This is a genomic window from Plantactinospora sp. KBS50 (assembly GCF_002285795.1).
GTDB lineage: Bacteria > Actinomycetota > Actinomycetes > Mycobacteriales > Micromonosporaceae > KBS50.
Window position 1 is genome coordinate 5,682,949 of the sequence record NZ_CP022961.1, and the last position, 17,000, is coordinate 5,699,948.

General features: G+C 72.6%; 12 protein-coding genes and 4 pseudogenes. 4 read left to right on the plus strand and 12 right to left on the minus strand.

What is annotated here, in order from left to right; translation table 11 throughout:
- Window positions 1-27: 27 nt before the first annotated feature.
- On the plus strand, window positions 28-1,161 hold the full coding sequence (locus CIK06_RS24505) for a helix-turn-helix domain-containing protein (RefSeq protein WP_095566786.1): 1,134 nt from the start codon (window positions 28-30) through the stop codon (window positions 1,159-1,161).
- Window positions 1,158-1,712 carry a nucleotide-binding protein gene (locus CIK06_RS24510; protein ID WP_232533840.1) on the plus strand — a complete coding sequence of 185 codons (555 nt, stop codon included), beginning with the start codon at window positions 1,158-1,160 and terminating at the stop codon, window positions 1,710-1,712. The genes CIK06_RS24505 and CIK06_RS24510 overlap by 4 nt, the downstream gene beginning before the upstream one ends.
- A gap of 51 nt (window positions 1,713-1,763) precedes the next feature.
- Here CIK06_RS24510 and CIK06_RS24515 read toward each other — a convergent pair whose 3' ends face one another.
- The 4 genes and pseudogenes from CIK06_RS24515 to fdxA form a co-directional block, all read right to left on the minus strand.
- Complete coding sequence (locus CIK06_RS24515) at window positions 1,764-2,399, minus strand: nucleoside/nucleotide kinase family protein (RefSeq protein ID WP_095566787.1); 636 nt, start codon at window positions 2,397-2,399, stop codon at window positions 1,764-1,766.
- Window positions 2,396-3,552 (minus strand): annotated as a pseudogene (locus tag CIK06_RS24520) (prephenate dehydrogenase). The gene CIK06_RS24515 and the pseudogene CIK06_RS24520 overlap by 4 nt, the downstream one beginning before the upstream one ends.
- 18 nt (window positions 3,553-3,570) lie before the next feature.
- On the minus strand, window positions 3,571-4,863 hold the full coding sequence (gene dapC, locus CIK06_RS24525; protein WP_095566788.1) for a succinyldiaminopimelate transaminase: 1,293 nt from the start codon (window positions 4,861-4,863) through the stop codon (window positions 3,571-3,573).
- Window positions 4,797-5,078 (minus strand): annotated as a pseudogene (fdxA, locus tag CIK06_RS31655) (ferredoxin); the annotation flags it as partial. The pseudogene fdxA and the gene dapC, both read right to left, overlap by 67 nt.
- 56 nt (window positions 5,079-5,134) lie before the next feature.
- On the opposite strand from fdxA, the gene CIK06_RS24535 reads away from it, so the two are divergent.
- Entirely contained in the window at window positions 5,135-6,235 is a 1,101-nt protein-coding gene (locus tag CIK06_RS24535) for a GNAT family N-acetyltransferase (protein WP_095566790.1), read from the plus strand.
- 78 nt (window positions 6,236-6,313) lie between these two features.
- Here CIK06_RS24535 and CIK06_RS24540 read toward each other — a convergent pair whose 3' ends face one another.
- The 3 genes and pseudogenes from CIK06_RS24540 to mshB all read right to left on the minus strand — a co-directional run bounded on the left by CIK06_RS24540 (window position 6,314) and on the right by mshB (window position 8,316).
- Window positions 6,314-6,778 carry a hypothetical protein gene (locus CIK06_RS24540; protein ID WP_095566791.1) on the minus strand — a complete coding sequence of 155 codons (465 nt, stop codon included), beginning with the start codon at window positions 6,776-6,778 and terminating at the stop codon, window positions 6,314-6,316.
- A 160-nt stretch (window positions 6,779-6,938) separates the two neighbouring features.
- Complete coding sequence (locus CIK06_RS24545) at window positions 6,939-7,361, minus strand: hypothetical protein (RefSeq protein ID WP_095568100.1); 423 nt, start codon at window positions 7,359-7,361, stop codon at window positions 6,939-6,941.
- An 11-nt stretch (window positions 7,362-7,372) separates the two neighbouring features.
- Window positions 7,373-8,316, minus strand: a pseudogene (gene mshB / locus CIK06_RS24550) (N-acetyl-1-D-myo-inositol-2-amino-2-deoxy-alpha-D-glucopyranoside deacetylase).
- 154 nt (window positions 8,317-8,470) lie between these two features.
- Between mshB and CIK06_RS24555 the strand changes: the two are divergent.
- A pseudogene (locus CIK06_RS24555) lies at window positions 8,471-10,498 on the plus strand (prolyl oligopeptidase family serine peptidase); the annotation flags it as partial.
- Window positions 10,499-10,797: 299 nt separating this feature from the next.
- On the opposite strand, the gene CIK06_RS24560 reads toward CIK06_RS24555, so the two are convergent.
- The 5 genes from CIK06_RS24560 to CIK06_RS24580 all read right to left on the minus strand — a co-directional run bounded on the left by CIK06_RS24560 (window position 10,798) and on the right by CIK06_RS24580 (window position 16,859).
- Window positions 10,798-12,564 (minus strand): ABC transporter substrate-binding protein, encoded by a 1,767-nt coding sequence (locus CIK06_RS24560; RefSeq protein ID WP_157756929.1) that lies wholly within the window; start codon window positions 12,562-12,564, stop codon window positions 10,798-10,800.
- A 144-nt stretch (window positions 12,565-12,708) separates the two neighbouring features.
- Window positions 12,709-13,704: an ABC transporter permease gene (locus CIK06_RS24565; RefSeq protein WP_095566793.1), complete on the minus strand. Its 996-nt coding sequence runs from the start codon at window positions 13,702-13,704 to the stop codon at window positions 12,709-12,711.
- Between the two features lie 11 nt (window positions 13,705-13,715).
- Window positions 13,716-14,759 carry an ABC transporter permease gene (locus CIK06_RS24570; protein ID WP_232533841.1) on the minus strand — a complete coding sequence of 348 codons (1,044 nt, stop codon included), beginning with the start codon at window positions 14,757-14,759 and terminating at the stop codon, window positions 13,716-13,718.
- Window positions 14,752-15,804 carry an ABC transporter ATP-binding protein gene (locus CIK06_RS24575; RefSeq protein WP_095566794.1) on the minus strand — a complete coding sequence of 351 codons (1,053 nt, stop codon included), beginning with the start codon at window positions 15,802-15,804 and terminating at the stop codon, window positions 14,752-14,754. The genes CIK06_RS24570 and CIK06_RS24575 overlap by 8 nt, the downstream gene beginning before the upstream one ends.
- Window positions 15,801-16,859: an ABC transporter ATP-binding protein gene (locus CIK06_RS24580; protein ID WP_198348389.1), complete on the minus strand. Its 1,059-nt coding sequence runs from the start codon at window positions 16,857-16,859 to the stop codon at window positions 15,801-15,803. Before CIK06_RS24580 ends, CIK06_RS24575 begins: the two co-directional genes overlap by 4 nt.
- Window positions 16,860-17,000 lie beyond the last annotated feature (141 nt).

Below are 17,000 nucleotides of genomic sequence, written 5' to 3' on the forward strand. Positions count from 1 at the left end.
TCAGCTACGGTGTGCGATAATCGCACGGTGGCCGACATCGACGCACAGACGTTGGGCGAGCGTATCCGGGATGCCCGTAAACGGGCAGACCTGAGTCAAGAAGACCTCGGGCAAGCAATCGGTCTTGAACGCACGGTCGTGAACAAGATCGAAACGGGCGTCCGCAGAGTCACGGCGCTCGAACTGTCAGACATCGCCGCCGCCATCGGTGTGGGCATGTCCACGTTCTTCGAGGAGCCCGTCCCGGCACTTGTCGCGCATCGTTCCAGCCAAGGACTGGACACGGCAGACTCGCAAATCGACGCACTGCTCGCGAGGTTCGTGAACGAGGTCGAGTTCGTCGCCTCACTGGGCGTCGACGAACTGGGGTTGGACGCTGCCGACGCCGTGGCCAGGGCCAAGATTTCGCGGCCTACGACCAACGCAGAGGCCGAGGCACTCGCCGCAAAAGCACGCGACTTGATGTCACTTCCGCAAGAGGAGCCGATCCGCCAACTCTCCGACAGCGTTGCCGGCATCGGGCTGTTGGCGTTCTCCCACGATGTCGGCAAGGACACCGCCGATGCTGGCACGGTCCTGTTGCCCCGCGGAGGCGTCAGTCTCGTCAACAGCCACATGAAGGTGGGCCGTAGGCGGCTTTCGCTGGCGCACGAACTTGGCCACTATCTGATTGCCGACGCCTACACGATCGATTGGCGGGTGGCCGATAATGACCTCCCGATGGAGTCATGCCTGGATCGTTTCGCGCGTGCGCTGCTGCTACCCAGATCTGCGGTTACGCGGCAATGGGACGAAAAAGTTGCCCAATCCGGAGAGCGCAGTTCGGCAATTCTGCTGGCGAGCAGGTTCCGGGTCGACATGGCCACCCTGGCGAGGCGCTTGAAGGAGCTGGAGTTAGCAGACAGCGAGACGGTCGCTTCGGTTCGTAGATACCGGACCACGCAGGCCGACATCGTTGAGATGAACCTCCATGTCCCGCTTGAGGAACTGGCGGGAACGACCGTTCCACGACCCTTTGCCCGTGCGGTTCTGCGGCTCGTACGCGACGAGCGGATCAGTCGCGAGCGAGCCTTGCACCTGCTTCAGGGCACTTTCGACGAGGCGGATCTGCCAAGTATTCGCAAGCGACGGGCCGATGAGATCTGGAAGTTCGCGTCGTGACGGTGCCCCCCGACGCCTGGGTGTTCGACACCGGTCCGTTGAGACACTTCGCGACGAATGGTTGGCTGGGAGTTCTGCGCTTTCTCGCGGAAGGACGCCCCGTCTACATCCCCGACAGCGTCGAGCGTGAACTCGACCACGCCGCCGAGTACGTATCGGCCGCTCGCGCGGTACTTGATGCCGACTGGATCCACGTTCACCGGTCGACTGACCCCGAGTACGGCAACGCGTTCGGTCATTACTTCGACCGACTGGTCGTCGACGGGAAGAACCTCGGCGAGTGTGGGGTCCTGGCCATGGGCCAGATCTACGGGTGCGAAGTCGTGATAGACGATGCCACGCCGCGCGTCATTGCAGAGGAAAAGGGAATTCAAGTCACCGCAACCGTCCCATTGCTATGCGAAGCGATTCGCGCCAAGAGGCTTACGACCGCTATGGTTGAAGCGCTGGCCGACGACCTTTTGGAAGGCAATTATCACCTGCCGTTCGGCCCTGGCGGGTTCCGTCAACACGTGTTGGAGAATGGGCTTCTGGACTACGGCGATATGTGACTTCATTCGACGACGTCCGATGCCAGAAAAGGCCGAGGTCCACGCGACCAACTATGTGCTGTCACCCAGCCTGAACACCAGGTCCGCCCGGCCCGCGGTACCGGCGATCCGTTCGGCGTTGACCTGGTCACTGCCCCGGGCACGGGCCGCGGCCACCTCGGGCGGACGCCCGTACGCCATGTGCCGCTCGGTCAGCCGGCGCAGCCGCAACTCCTCGTCCACGTCGAGGAACCACACCTCGTCCAGCAGGTCCCGCAGCCGCGACCAGGGTTCCTCCGCGAGCAGCAGGTAGTTGCCCTCGGTCACCACCAGTCGGACCTCGGGCGGCACCGCGATCTCGGCGGCGATCGACTCCTCCAGTTCGCGGTGGAACCGCGGCGCGTACACCGGGGCGTCGCCGGGCTCGCGCAGCCGCCGGATCAGCGCCACGAAACCGGCCGCGTCGAACGTGTCCGCCGCGCCCTTGCGGTCGTGCCGGCCTAGCCGGTGCAGTTGCGCCTCGGCCAGGTGGAAGCCGTCCATCGGCACCAGTTCGGCGGTCGGGCCGAGCGCGGCGACCAACCGCTGCGCCAGGGTCGACTTGCCCGCGCCGGGGGCGCCGGTGATGCCGAGCAGTCGGCGCCGGCCGGACAGGGCCAGCGCGCGGGCGCGGTCGACCAGGCCGGCGACCGGTATCGCCGAGGTCACCGCCGCTCACCGTCAGGCGGGCGGAATGCGGTCCAGACGACCTCGCCGGCCGCCTGCTCGCAGCCGGTCAGCCAGCCGCCGGCCGCGCCCAGGTCGAGCAACCAGGCCAGTTCCGCGCTGCCTTCCGCACCGCCTTCCGCGTCATCGGGCAGCGGAAACCGGACCCGCTCGACGGCACCGTCCGGCCCGGTCACCGCCGGCCCGGTCACGGTCGAGGCGGTCACCGCCGGCCCGGTCACCGTCGGCGCCGAAGCGGCCGACGCCGAAGCGGCCGACGCGGAAGCCGCCGGCCCGGTCGCCAGCCGCGCCTGGAGCCCCATCCGGAGCGAGCGGGCGTCGCCGAGCAGCCGGACCAGCTCCGCCCCGTCGTCCGCCCGCACGGCCGCGGCCAGTTCGTCGAGGTACGCCTGCACCGCGGCGAGCTGGTCCAGCACGGCCGCCCGGTTGCCGAGCAGCATGTCGGCGGTGCGGCGGCTCGGCGTACCCGCGACCCGGGTGCCGTCCCGGAAGCTGCCCGCGGCCAGGGCCAGGGCGGCGGCCCGGTTGGCGGACCGGTACGCGGTGCCGGCCAGCGCGCCGGCCAGCAGGTGCGGCACGTGTGAGGCGAGCGCGGCCACCGCGTCGTGCGGCCCGGGGACATCGGTGCGACCCGGGCCGCGAAGGTGTCGATCAGCAGCGCCGCCAACCGGCGGAACGGCGCCAGATCGCCGTCCGGGTCCGGGCAGAGCACCCAGGTGGCCCCGCGCAGCAGCTCCGGGTCGGCCGCGGCCAGGCCGGCGCGCTCGGTGCCGGCCATCGGGTGTCCGGGGACGAACCGCCCGCCCAGCCCCTGCCGGCGACCCGCCGCGGCCACCTCGGACTTGGTGCTGCCCACGTCGGTGAACACGCAGTGCGCGGGCGCCACGCCGGCCACCTCGGCCAGCGTGGCCGGCAGGGTGACCAGGGGGCCGGCCAGGAAGACCAGGTCGGCGTCGGCGACCGCGTCGGCGAGCCGGTCGGGGAACTCGACGCCCCGGTCCCGGCCGTACCGCCGGGTCCGCGGATCGGGATCCCAACCCCGCACCGGTACGCCGGCCGCGGCGAGCCGCAGCAGCACGGATCCGCCGATCAGGCCGGTACCGACCACGGCCACCCGTACCGTCTCGCCGGTCATCGTCCCGCCCGTGCCGCCTCAGCCCGCGGACCGGTCCGGAACGGCGTCCACCCGGCCCGGCGCGGCGGCGAGCCGGTCCGGTACGGCGGCGATCCGGTCGTCGGCGCCGGTGAGCGCCACCCGCACGTGCCGCTGCCCGGCCGGCCCGTAGAAGGCTCCCGGCGCGGCCAGGATGCCCCGGCCGGCCAGCCATTCCACGGTCGCCCAGCAGTCCTCGCCGCGGGTGGCCCAGAGGTAGAGCCCGCCGTCCGACTGCTCGATCTCGAATCCCGCGCCGGCCAGCGCCGCCCGCAGCAGCTCGCGCCGCCGGGCGTACCGCTCCCGCTGGGCCGTCGCGTGCTCCTCGTCGTCCAGCGCCGCGACCATGGCGGCCTGGACGGGTGCCGGGACGATCATGCCGGCGTGCTTACGGATCTTCAGCAGCTCGGCGACCAGGGCCGGGTCGCCGGCCACGAAGCCGGCCCGGTAACCGGCCAGATTGGACCGCTTGGACAGGGAGTGCACGGCCAGCACGCCCTCGTACGAGCCGCCGTTGACCTCCGGCGCGAGCACCGACACCGGTTCGGCCGACCAGCCGAGCGGCAGGTAGCACTCGTCGCTGGCCACCACGGCACCGCGCTCGCGCGCCCAGTCGACCACCTTGCGCAGGTGCGCGGCGGGCAGCACCTGGCCGGTCGGGTTGCCCGGCGAGTTCACCCAGACCAGCCGGACCCGGGTGCTCGGCCCGAGCGCGGTCAGCGAGTCGGCGCGTACCGTCTCGGCGCCGACCAGCCGTGCCCCGTCCTCGTAGGTCGGGTAGCAGATCCGGGGCGCCACGACCACGTCGCCGGGGCCGAGCCCGAGCAGCGTCGGCAACCACGCCACCAGCTCCTTCGAGCCGATGGTCGGCAGCACCCCGAAGTCCCGGTCCGGCGGCCCGCAGGTCCGGACCACCCAGTCGGTGATGGCCCGGCGCAGCCGCGGCGTGCCGGCGGTGAGCGGGTAACCGGGAGCGTCCGCGGCGGCGGCGAGCGCCGCCCGGACGACCTCGGGAACCGAGTCCACCGGCGTACCGATGGACAGGTTGATCACGCCGTCCGGATGGCGCGCCGCGAGCGCGCCGACCCGCTCCAGCGCGTCCCAGGTGAACTCCGGCAACCGCGCCGACAGCTGCCGGGCGTTCGAGGCCGGGCCGCTCAGTGCGCGTCCCCGCGTGGCGGCTGCGCCGCCACGAACGACGTGTCCTTCTCGATCTTCCCGACCTTGGAGGCGCCACCGGGCGAACCGAGATCCTCGAAGAACTCGTAGTTCGCGGTGGTGTAGTCCTTCCACTGCTCGGGGACGTCGTCCTCGTAGAAGATCGCCTCCACCGGGCAGACCGGCTCACAGGCCCCGCAGTCGACACACTCGTCGGGGTGAATGTAGAGCATCCGGTTGCCTTCGTAGATGCAGTCGACCGGGCACTCCTCGATGCAGGCCTTGTCGAGCACATCGACGCACGGCTCGGCGATGATGTAGGTCACCGATCTTCTCCTCTGCGCAGCCACGCCGCGATCTCCCGCGACGAGTAGAGCCTAGTATCTCGTGCGGAAGGGGGTCGATCGTGCTCCGACCAGAGGACGTGGGTCACCGGATCGTGGTGCGGCGCACCGCGGGCACCCGCGCCGGCCGGCCCCTCTTCACCGACGCACTCGGCGAACTCGCCGAGCTGACCGACACCCATCTCACGGTGCTCACCACCGACGGGCCGGTGCGGATACCGCTGTCGGCGGTGCACCGGGCGAAGCGGGTGCCGGCGGCCCGGCGACCGGCCACGACGCGGATGGCGGAGGTGGAGCGGGCCGCCGAGGAGGGCTGGCCGGCGCCGGTCCGCGAGCGGCTCGGCGACTGGGTGCTCCGCGCGGCCGACGGCTGGACCGGCCGGGCCAACTCGGCCTTGCCGCTGGGCGACCCGGGCCGGCCGCTGGATGCCGCGCTGGATGCCGTACAGGCCTGGTACGCCGAACGCGGCCTGCCGGCGCTGGTGAACGTGCCGCTGCCGCTGGCCGCTCCGGTCGGCGCGGCGCTGGACCGGCGGGGCTGGCGGGCGCGCCCGCCGGTGCTGGTCCAGACCGCACCGCTGGCCACCATCCGGACCGCTGCGCCCCCGGCCGCCGACCCGACCGCTGCGCCGGCCACCGACCCGACCGGTGCGCCGGCCACCGGGCCGACCGCCGCGCCGCCGGCAGCCGACCCGACCACCGCGCAACCGGAAGCGGGCCGGGCCCGGCCGCCCGGGGACGCGCGGATCGAGCTGCGCACGGCACCCTCGGACGGCTGGCTCGGCCTCGTGACCAGCCGGAAGGGCGGACGGCTGCCCGAGGCGGCCCGGCACGTGCTCACGGCCGTGGACCAGATCCGGTTCGCGCACGCCCATCCGCCCGGCGACGACGGGCCGCCGGTGGCCATCGCCCGGGGCACGGTCACCGGCGACGGCCGCTGGCTCGGGCTCAGCCTGATCGAGGTGGTCCCGGCGGCCCGCCGCCGGGGACTGGCCCGGGGGCTGGTCCGCGCGCTCGCCGACTGGGCCGCCGGGCTGGGCGCGACGCACGCGTATCTCCAGGTCGAGGAGCACAACACGGCCGCCGTGGCGCTCTACCGGTCGCTCGGGTTCCGCACCCACCACGGGTACGTCACCCGGGAACGGCCGCCGACCGCCGGCTGAGCCGGGCCGCGACTCGGCCGGCGGCGCCGGAACCGCTCGGCCCGGCGACCCCGGCCGAGTCGAGCGGTCCAGGCCGGCTCAGCGGCGCACGACGCGGCGCGGCTTGGCCCGCTGGATCTCGGTGTACCGCTTGAGCGACTCGGACCGGTAGTCCCGACCGAGGGCGGTCAGCAGCAGGTAGCCGATCAGCGTGCCGAGCGCCGCGCAGCCGAGGTACAGCCAGATCTGGGAGAAGAACGCGCCGGCCCCGTCGGCGAACGGCTGGCTGCTGTTCAGGAACGGGCCGACGAAGATGGTCAGGGCCATCGCCACCAGGACGGCCACCGCCAGATCTCCGGACCATCGCGCCAGCGGCGCGTGCCGGCCCCAGCGGAACGCGGTGCCGGCGAGCACCACGCCCAGCACGGCGAACATCGCCAGCGAGATCCGGTCGGACGCCTCGGTGCCGTTGTCGAAGGCGAACCGGGTCACCAGTCGGGCGACCACGTTCACCGCGAACAACACACCCGCGAGCACCCCGATGGGCCGCCACCGTTCCCTCATCACTCGACCTCCAAACATGTCCGGACATCGTTTGTTTACCACTCGATGCTGGGAGGTTCATTAGGGCTTCCGGCCATGATCGAACTCAACTTCGGCGAAGTTGGGGAGTCGGGGCCACCGGAATCCCCCGACTTGGCCGAAGTTGGACCGCTATGGGCCGCTAGCGGCGCGGTGGGATCATCAGCCGGTACGCGGCCGCGGCGAACGTCACCGCACCGCTGAAGATCATGACGATGCCCACCCAGTTGTTGCCGGCGAGCAGGAAGTCACCCTCGCTGGTGCCGCCCGCGGCGACGACCATCAGCGCGAACCAGGCGGCGGCCGGCAGCGCCACCGCCCACCGGCGGCCCACCGCGCGGTACGCGAACCAGCTCAGCGCGAGGTTGGCCAGCACCGCTAGCGGGATCGACATGCCGATCAGGTAACCGTCCACCCGCACGGCCGCGAAGATCAGTTCAACGAATCCGGTGACCACCGCCCCGGCCACCGCGATCACGCCGCCGGCCACCCGCAGCAGCCGGTCCAGCACCTCCGGCCAGCGCCGGGGCGCCACCGGCGGCGGTAGCTCGGGTGCGTTGGACATCGTCGGCAGCGTCACCGCGCACCAGCCGCCGCCGGCACCGGGTCGTCCTCCGGCGCGAGGCCCGCGAACAGGTCGCTCTCCCAGCCGTGCGGGCCGGCGCCCGGCCCCCGCCGGCCGGCCGCGAGGGTGTAGTACTCCACCCCCATGAACTCGGCGCCGAAGTTGCTGGCCACCACGTACAGCCAGGAGGAGTCCGGGATCTGGGTGGCGTGCGCCCGCATGGCCGCCTCCTTGGCCGGTCCGGCGTCGGTGGCGTCGATCCGGGCCGCGATCTGCTCGTCCGGGGTGCCGAACGGCAGGTCCTCGGGGTTGTCGACACCGGCGAACGGGTTGTCCGGCGCGCCGGCGAAGGCCGCCATACCGGCCGCCAGCACGCTGCGGGGCAGCGCCGTCCAGTAGATCTTGGCGGGCGCGCAGCCCCGCGCCGCGGCCAACTCGGCGGCGCGCATGGCCACCCGGTGCGCCTGGATGTGGTCGGGATGTCCGTAGAAGCCCTGCTCGTCGTACGTGATCATGACCTGCGGGCGGACCTCCTGGATGATCTCCAGCAGCTGTCCCGCCGCCTCGTCCAGGTCGGCCCGCCAGAAGGCCCGCGGGTGGTCGTTGGTGGCCAGCCCCATCATCCCGGAGTCGCGGTAGCGGCCGGCGCCGCCCAGGAACCGGTGGTCGGTCACCCCACCGCCCGGCAGGCCGCGGCCAGCTCGCCGATCCGGTACCCGCCGAGCTGGTCGGCCTCCGCCGCGGCGAGCCCGGCCAGCTCCGGTACGTGGATCTCGCCCTCCTCGCCGAGGGTGCAGGTCACCAGCGTCACCTGCGCCCCACGCGACACGTAGTGCGCCATCGTGGCGCCCGTGCCGATGGCCTCGTCGTCCGGGTGGGCGTGGACCAGAAGCAGCCGCTGCCGGGCGGTAGTCGTCACGTCTGGACACTGTACGCGGAGGTACCGGACGACCACCGATGCATACACGCGGGGGCACCGGGACGACCACGACGCACACCGGCGCGGGCGCCGGGCCGGAACGCGTACGCCGGTGGTGCCGGCCACCCGACCGGGCGCGCGATCCGCGGAGCCGGCCCGCGGCCACCGCGCACCGACCTACGATCGCGATGTGGATTACCCGGAGTTGGCCGCTCGCACCCGGCGCTGCACCCGCGGCGCGCCGCGGGCGGTCACCGTGGCCGGCGACGGCTCCCGGGTGCTCTTCCTGCGCTCCGCCGGCCCCGAGGACGCCGCCGAGGCGCTCTGGTCCTTCGAGCTGGCCGACGGCGACGAGCGGCTGGTCGCGGACCCGATCCGGCTGCTGGCCGACTCGGTGCAGGACGGTACGGGGGTCGGAATCGACAGGTACGTCACCGACCCGGCCGGCCGGGTCGCGGTGTTCACGCTGGCCGGCCGGCTGTTCCGGGCCGACCTGCGGCACGGGGACGTGGTCGAGATCCCGTGCCTGGGCCGGCCGGTCGACCCCCGGCCCGATCCCACGGGCGAGCGGATCGCGTACGTGACGACGGACCCGGACCGGGGTCCGGGCGGCAGCCAGCTGCGGGTGGTCGGGCCGGACGGCACGGACGTCCTGCTCGGCGGCGAGGACGGCGGGGTCGGCTGGGGACTGGCCGAGTACGTCGCGTCCGCCGACTTCGACCGCCGGCGCGGCTACTGGTGGGCGCCGGACGGCCGTTGCCTGCTGGCCGCCCGGGTGGACGAGTCCCGGGTGCCCCGCTGGCACCTCGCGGATCCGCTGGACCCGACGCGGCCGGCCCGGGAGCTGGCCCGGCCGGTGGCCGGTGGCGCCAACGCCGAGGTCAGCCTGCACCTGCTGGACCTGGACGGCGGCTGGGTGGACGTGCACTGGGACCGGGAGACCTACCCGTACCTGGTCTCGGTGAGCTGGGCGGACGGCGGACCGCTGATCACCGTGCTGCGCCGGCTCCAGCAGCACGGGCTGGTGCTGGCGGTCGACCCGCGCACCGGAGAGACGCAGGTGCACGCCGAGTTGGCCGACCCGCGCTGGGTGGAACCGGTCGCCGGCACCCCGATCCACCTGCCCGACGGCCGGGTGCTGGTGGGCGGCGAGCTGGCGCACGACGGCTACGACGCCCGCTGCCTGTTCGCCGACGGCACCCTGCTCACCCCGCCGGCGCTGTACGTACGCCGGGTGGTCGGCCAGTTGCCGGCCCGGACCGGGCCGCCGGACCTGCTGGTCGAGGCGAGCGAGGGCGAGCCGAGCCAGCAGCACCTGTTCCGGGTCCGGACGGCGATCGGCGGCGGGGGCGTGGAGTCCCGGCGGCTCACCCCGGAACCCGGCTGGCACGTCGCGGCGGTCGGCGGCGGCATCCTCGCGGTGGGCACGGCGACGCTGGACCAGCACGGGGTGCGCTGGACGATCTGGCGCAGCGACGGCGAGGAGGTGGCCACCCTGCGCTCGTTGGCGGCCACCCCGCCGTACGCGCCGCAGCCGGCGCTGGAGCGGGTGACCGACCGGCGGCTGCCGGCGGCGGTGCTCTACCCGCGCGACCACGTGACCGGCCGGCGGCTGCCGGTGCTGCTCGACATCGACGGCGGGCCGGGCCGGCAGGAGGTCCGGGCGGCCCGCTCGTGCTGGCTGGAACGGCAGTGGTGGGCCGACGCCGGCTTCGTGGTGGTCACCGTCGACAACCGGGGTACGGCGGGGATCGCGCCGTCGTTCGAGAAGGTGGTGCACCGGCGGCTGGCCGATGTCATCCTGGCCGACCAGTTGGACGCGCTGACGGCGCTCGCCGGCAAGCATCCGGACCTCGACCTGGACCGGACGGCGGTGCGGGGCCGGGGGTTCGGCGGCTGGCTCGCGGCACTGGCCGTGCTGCGCCGGCCGGAGCTGTTCCGGTGCGCGGTCGCCGGCACGCCGGTGACGGACTGGTCCCGGCACGACACGGCGTACACGGAGCGGTACCTGGGGATGCCGGACGACAGCGCCGAGGTCTACGCCCACCACTCGCTGCTGGCCATGGCCGCCGAGACGATGCCGGGGCCGACCCTGGCCCGGCCGTTGCTGCTGCTGCACGGCGTGGCCGACGCCCGGGTGCCGCTGGCGCACACGCTGTGGTTGTCGGCGGCGTTGCAGGCGACCGGCCACCCGCACACGGTGCTGCCGCTGTGCGGCCCACCCGGCCCGGCGGGTCTGTCGGGCCCACCCGGCCCGTCGGGTCCGTCGGGGCCGCCGGGTACCTCGGGTCTGCCGGGCCCGACGACGGACCTGGCGGACCCGACGACGGACCTGGCGGACCCGACGACGGACCTGGCGGACCGGACGGACGACCGGCGTGGCCGGCCGGCGGACGACCGGCTGCTCCCGCTGGAACTGGACTTCCTGCGCCGGCACCTGTGAGCCGGCACCGGTGAGATGTCCGCAGGGGCCCCGCCGCCGGGCGAGCGCGCGGGGCCCCTGCGGCTATCCGGGCGTCACTTGATGAACGCGTTGTACAGCACCTCGGTGCCGATGTTGTCGGACAGGAACACCCCGCCGACCTTCGGGCCCATCACGTCCAGCGTCTTCGACTGGTACATCGGCACGACCGGGTAGTACCTCTCCTGGATCATCCGGTCGATCCGGGCCCAGTCGTCGCCCGCCTCGCCGGCCGGCAACTGCTCGGCCTTGGCGATCTCGGCGCTCACGTCCTCGGCGTTGAAGGCCGACGAGTTGTTGTTGCCCTTCGAGCCGGGCGCACCGAGCTTGCGCCCGTCGTAGAGGACCGGGATCGTCGAGGCGCCGCTGGGCCAGTCGGCCGCCCAGTTGGTGACGTAGATGTCGTACGGGTTGCCCCGGGTCTTCACCGTCGGGTTGTGCTCGGCCCGCTCGATGTACTGGACCACCACCTGGAAGCCGGCCTTCTCCAGGCTCTCCTTCACCACCGGTGCGGTCTGCTGGCCGTATGAGGTGTTGCGGGACAGGAACACCAGCTTGGGCTGCTGGCCGCCGAGCAGTTCCCGGGCCTTCTCCGGGTTGCCGGTCGGACCGCAGCCGGTCGGGTCCGGGTAGTCCTGCCAGCCGATCGTGGTGTCCGCCTGGAGGGTGTTGGTCAGCTTGCCGGCCGCGTCGCCGCCCTGGGTGGTGAGCACTCCCTGCTTGTCCAGGGCGCAGCCGATCGCCTGCCGGACCTTGACGTCCCTGATCCGGTCGTTGTTGATGCTCAGCACCCAGACGAACGGGTTCGACTTGTCGATGGTCCGGTCCTTGATCGACCGATCGCCGCCGAGCACCTGGTTGACCAGCGACTGCGGCACGCCGTCCCAGGCGATCGCCGCCGCGTCGTCGCCGGAGGCGGCGAGCACCCGCTCGGTCTGGGCGGTGTCGTCGGGGCCGAACTCGACGGTCACCCCGTCCAGGTAGTTGTGCCGCAGCGCATCGGTCTTCGGGTCCCAGTGGGGGTTGCGCTCCAGCACCATCCGGGTGCCCTTGACGTACTCCTTGATCTTGTACGGACCGGAGGAGAAGATCCGCCGGTCGTACTCGCCCCTGGTGTCCTTGGCCTGCGGCAGCGGCGCCGAGGTGGGCAGGGCGAGCGCGAACGGCAGGTCGCAGTGCGGGTTCTTGAACTCGAACGTCAGCCCGTAGTCGCCGGTGACGGTCAGCCCCGGCACCTGCTGGCCGCCGGAGCTGTACGGTCCCTTGTAGACGGCGTTGAAGTCCGGGCTGTCGGCCAGCCACTCCTGCACGTAGGTGGCGCCGCCGTCCAGCGACTCCTCGAAGGACCGGGCGATGCCGTACGCGACGTCGGCGGCCTTGACCTCGCTGCCGTCCTCGTACCGCACGCCCTTCTTGAGGGCGTACTCCCAGGTCCTGCAGTCGCCGTTGACGTCCTTGCCCGGCGTCTCGGCCAGGTCTCCGATCAGCGTGAGCCTGCCCTTGCCGTCCTCGCGGAACTGGGTGAGGTTGCGGACCAGCAACTGCTCCACCGACATCGCCGCCACGGTGTACGTCCGCTGCGGGTCGATGTGCTCGAAGTCCTCCTCGGTGATCAGGTGCAGCACGCCGCCCTGCTTCGCGCCGGGTACGTCGGGAGCGGGACCCTGGGAGTCCTTGGGGTCGGTGGCGATGGCGCTGGACTGCTGGTCGGCCCGGTCGGCGTCCGAACCGGTCTCCCCGGTGTTCTTCTCGCACCCGCTGAGCGCGACGGCCGCGAGCAGCACGGCCAGGCCGGTGCCGAGCACCGTACGTCTTGGTCGCATGTCGTGTCCCTTCCGCTTCCTCGCCGGGGATCTCCGCCACGCTGCGAAGAGTTCCTCCGGTTGACTAGGCATCTGTCGCAAATTTCTTTCATCAGGGGTACGCCGGGCGGCAGACCGGGACGGATGCGGGCCGTCCCGGACGGGTCAGCCGAGACGCACCCGTGGGTCGATGACGGCGTACAGCGCGTCGACCACCACGTTGGACACCACGATGAAGACGGCCGCCAGCAGCACCGTCGCCATCACCAGCGGCATGTCGAGGTTGACGGCGGCGTTCAGCGACGCCTTGCCCAGCCCGGTGAACCCGAAGATCGTCTCGGTGATCACCGTGCCGCCCAGGTACGTGCCGAGGTCCAGACCGGCGATGGTCACGATCGGCGTGATCGCCGCCCGCAACGCGTGCCGGCCGTACACCTGGGCCTTGGCAAGGCCCTTCGCCCGAGCCGTCCGGACGAAGTCCTCCGACAGGGTCTCCAGCATCTGCGCCCGGGACAGCCGGGCGTACGACGCGGAGTTCAGGAAGCCCAGCGCCAGCCACGGCAGCACCATGGCCGAGGCCCACTTCAGCGGGTTCTGCGTGATCGGCGTGTACTGCGGGTACGACAGCAGCCCGCCCTCGTACACGAAGACGATCAGCAGCAGCGGGCCGAACAGCAGGATCGGCATGGACGCGCCGACCAGCGAGGTGCCGACCGCCAGCCGGTCGAAGACCGTGCCCCGGCGCAGCGCCGAGACCATGCCGATCGAGACGCCGATGAGCAGCCAGACCACGGCCGCGCCGAAGACGATGCTCAGCGTCACCGGCAGGGTCCGCCCGACGATGTCGGTGACCGGCTCGTCATTGCGGAACGAGTAGCCGAGGCACGGCGCCGGGCAGCGCCGCGCGGTCTCCCCGGTGCCGAACGTCCGGCCCACCGCGATGCCCTTCATGAACTGCGCGTACTGGGTGACGATCGGCCGGTCCAGGCCCATCCGGCGCTCGATCGCGACCTGCTGCTGCGGGCTGCACTGCTTCCGGTTGCCGCACAGCAGCTCGGCCGGGTTGGTGGGCGCCGCGAAGAAGAGGCCGAAGGTCAGCACGCTCACCGCGAGCAGCGTGCTGACCGCCAGCAGGACCTTGCGGACGGCGAAGCGCAGCATGTTCCCCCTCCCTACCGGGTCGACTTCGGGTCCAGCGCGTCCCGCAGCGCGTCGCCGAACAGGTTGAACGAGAGCACCAGCAGGAACAGCGCCACACCGCCGGTCAACGTGTAGGCCGGGTCGTCGCGCAGGTAGACCACGCTGTCGGAGATCAGCCGGCCCAGGTCGGGGGTGGGTTCGTTGACCCCGATGCCGAGGAAGGACAGGGCCGCCTCCGCGGTCACCAGCGACGGCACGTTGAGCGAGAAGATGACCAGGATCGGCGCCCAGAGGTTCGGCAGCAACTGCCGGAACAGCACGTGCCCGAGGCCGGCGCCGGAGGCCCGGGCCGCCTCCACGAACTCCCGCTCGCGCAGCGAGAGCACCTGCCCCCGGACCACCCGGGCGGTGTACGTCCAGTTGAACAGCGCGAAGATCAGCACCAGCAGCAACGGCCGGAACCAGGACGCCTCCTGGTCGCGCGGCCCGTAGAACTGCGCCGCGGCGATCGGCACGAACGCGAAGCAGAAGATGAAGAACGGGAACGCCAGCGTCAGGTCGATCAGCCAGGTGACCGCCGCGTCCACCCGGCCGCCCAGGTAGCCGGCGACGATGCCGACCACGATGCCCAGCGCGATGGTGAACACCGCGGCCACGAAGGCGACCATGAGGGAGGTCCGCAGCCCGTAGACGAGTTGGATGAAGATGTCCCGACCCAGCCGGGGCTGCACGCCGAGCCAGTGCTCGGGGCTCATCCCGCCGGCGTACCCGAGCGGGGTGCCGTTGCGGTCCAGCGTGGCCGGGAACCGCTCCTGCGGCCCCTTGCCGTAGAGCCGCTGCACCACCGGCGCGGCGGTGGCCAGCAGCACGAAGAACGCCAGCGCGGCGCCGCTGACCATGCCGACCCGGTCGCGCCGCAGCCGGGCCCAGGCAAGCTGGCCGGGCGACCGGCCGACGATCCTGTGGACGTTCGCGACGCCCGGCTCCGCGACGGGGTCCGCGACGGGGTCCGCGCCCGGCTCCGCCGGCCCGGCCGCCGCCATCCCGACCGGGCCGCCGATCTGCTGGTCAGCCACGGTGCTCCTCCTCGCTCGCCCCGGCACCGGCGGCGGCCCCCGCGACCGGGGTCACCGCTTCGATCGGGTCCCGCTCCGGGAAGTGGCAGGCGGTGGCCTGCCGGCCGCCGTCCCGGGATTCCAGCGCCGGCGTCTCGGTGGCGCAGATGTCCCGGGCCTTCCAGCACCGGGTCCGGAACCGGCAGCCGGACGGCGGGTCCAGCGGGGTCGGGACGTCGCCGGTCAGCCGGATCCGGCCCGCGGGGCCGAGCGTGGCCACGTCCGGCACCGCCGACAGCAGCGCCCGGGTGTACGGGTGCTGCGGGCGCTGGTAGATGTCGGCCCGGTCGCCGATCTCGACGATCCGGCCGAGGTACATCACCGCCACCCGCTGACAGAAGTGCCGCACCACCGCCAGGTCGTGCGCGATGAACACGAACGCGAGGTCCAGGTCGCGCTGCAACTGCCGGAGCAGGTTGACCACCTGCGCCTGGATCGAGACGTCCAGCGCGGACACGGGCTCGTCCGCCACGATCAGCTTGGGCCGCAGGGCGAGCGCGCGGGCGATGCCGATCCGCTGGCGCTGGCCGCCGGAGAACTCGTGCGGGTACCGGTTGTAGTGCTCCGGGTTGAGCCCGACGGTCGCCAGCAGTTCCTGCACCCGGGCCCTGACCCCACCGGGCGGCCGGATCCGGTTGACCTGCAGCGGCATGGCCACGATCCGGCCCACCGTGTGCCGCGGGTTCAGCGCGGCGTACGGGTCCTGGAAGATGATCTGGAGGTCCTGGCGCAACGGCCGCAGCGCCGCCCGGCCGAGGTGGGTGATGTCCCGGCCGTCGAACTCGATCCGCCCGGCGGTCGGTTCGAGCAGCCGGACCAGCATCCGGCCGGTCGTCGTCTTGCCGCAGCCGGACTCGCCGACCAGGCCGAGCGTCTGGCCCGGCCGCACGGCGAAGTCGACCCCGTCGACCGCGCGCACGAGGCCGCCCCCGCGGCGTCCGCCGCGTACCGGGAAGTGCTTCGCCAGCCCTTCGACCCGCAGCAGCGGCTCCCGCTCGGCGCTCACCGGGCCACCCCCGCCTGCGCGACCTCCTCGCGATGGATCCGTCCGCGGTCGGCCTCGGGCAGGTGGCAGGCGACCAGGTGACCCGGCTCCCGCGCCGGGAGCAGTTCCGGCACCCGGTTCCGGGACCGACCGCCGGTCCGGTCCGCCCACCGGCACCGCGGGTGGAACGCGCAGCCCGCCGGCAGGTTGATCAGGCTGGGCGGGTTGCCGCCGATCGGCCGCAGGTCCGCCTCGGGGTCGCCGCGCAGCGAGGGCACGCTGGACAGCAACCCCCAGGTGTACGGGTGCTCGGGGCGGCGCAGCACCTGCTCGGCGGTTCCGCGTTCCACCGCCCGACCGCCGTACATCACCAGCACCTCGTCGGCCACCTGGGCCAGCACGCCGAGGTCGTGGGTGATCAGCACGATCGCCGAGTGGAACTCCCGCTGGAGGTCGGCCAGCAGGTCGAGGATCTGCGCCTGCACGGTGACGTCCAGCGCCGTCGTCGGCTCGTCCGCGATCAGCAGGTCGGGGTCGTTGACCAGCGCCATCGCGATCATCACCCGCTGGCGCATCCCGCCGGAGAACTCGTGCGGGTACTGGTCGAAGCGCCGGGCCGGCTGGGGGATGCCGACCCGGTCGAGCATCTCCACGGCCCGGGTCCGTGCCGCGCGCCGGCCGGCGTCCGGGTGGTGGATCCGGTACGCCTCGGCGACCTGGCGGCCGATCGTGTAGTAGGGGTGCAGCGCCGAGAGCGGATCCTGGAAGATCATCGCCATGTCCCGGCCGCGCAGCCGGCGGATCGCCTCCTCGTCCATCCCCACCACGTCCCGGCCGCCGACCAGGATCCGGCCGGTGGTCTCGGTGCGCTTCGGGTTGTGCAGGCCGAGCACGGCCAGGCTGGTGACGCTCTTGCCGGAACCGGACTCGCCCACGATGCCCAGCGTCCGACCGCGTTCCACCGCGAAGGACACCCCGTCCACGGCCCGCACCACCCCGTCCGGGGTGCCGAACCGGACCCGGAGATCCTCCACCCGCAGGTACGCCCCGGGCGTTGCCGGCGCCTCCTCGACCACGGCCGCCCCTCCCCCGTTCGTCGGGCCCACCGCCCACTCCGGGTCGCGGAGCACGGAGAGCGAAGATAATCTTCAACTACTTCCTGTGGGTGAAGGTAAGCTACGAAATCGGCGAGTGTCAGTGCCGGGCCGGTAACGAGT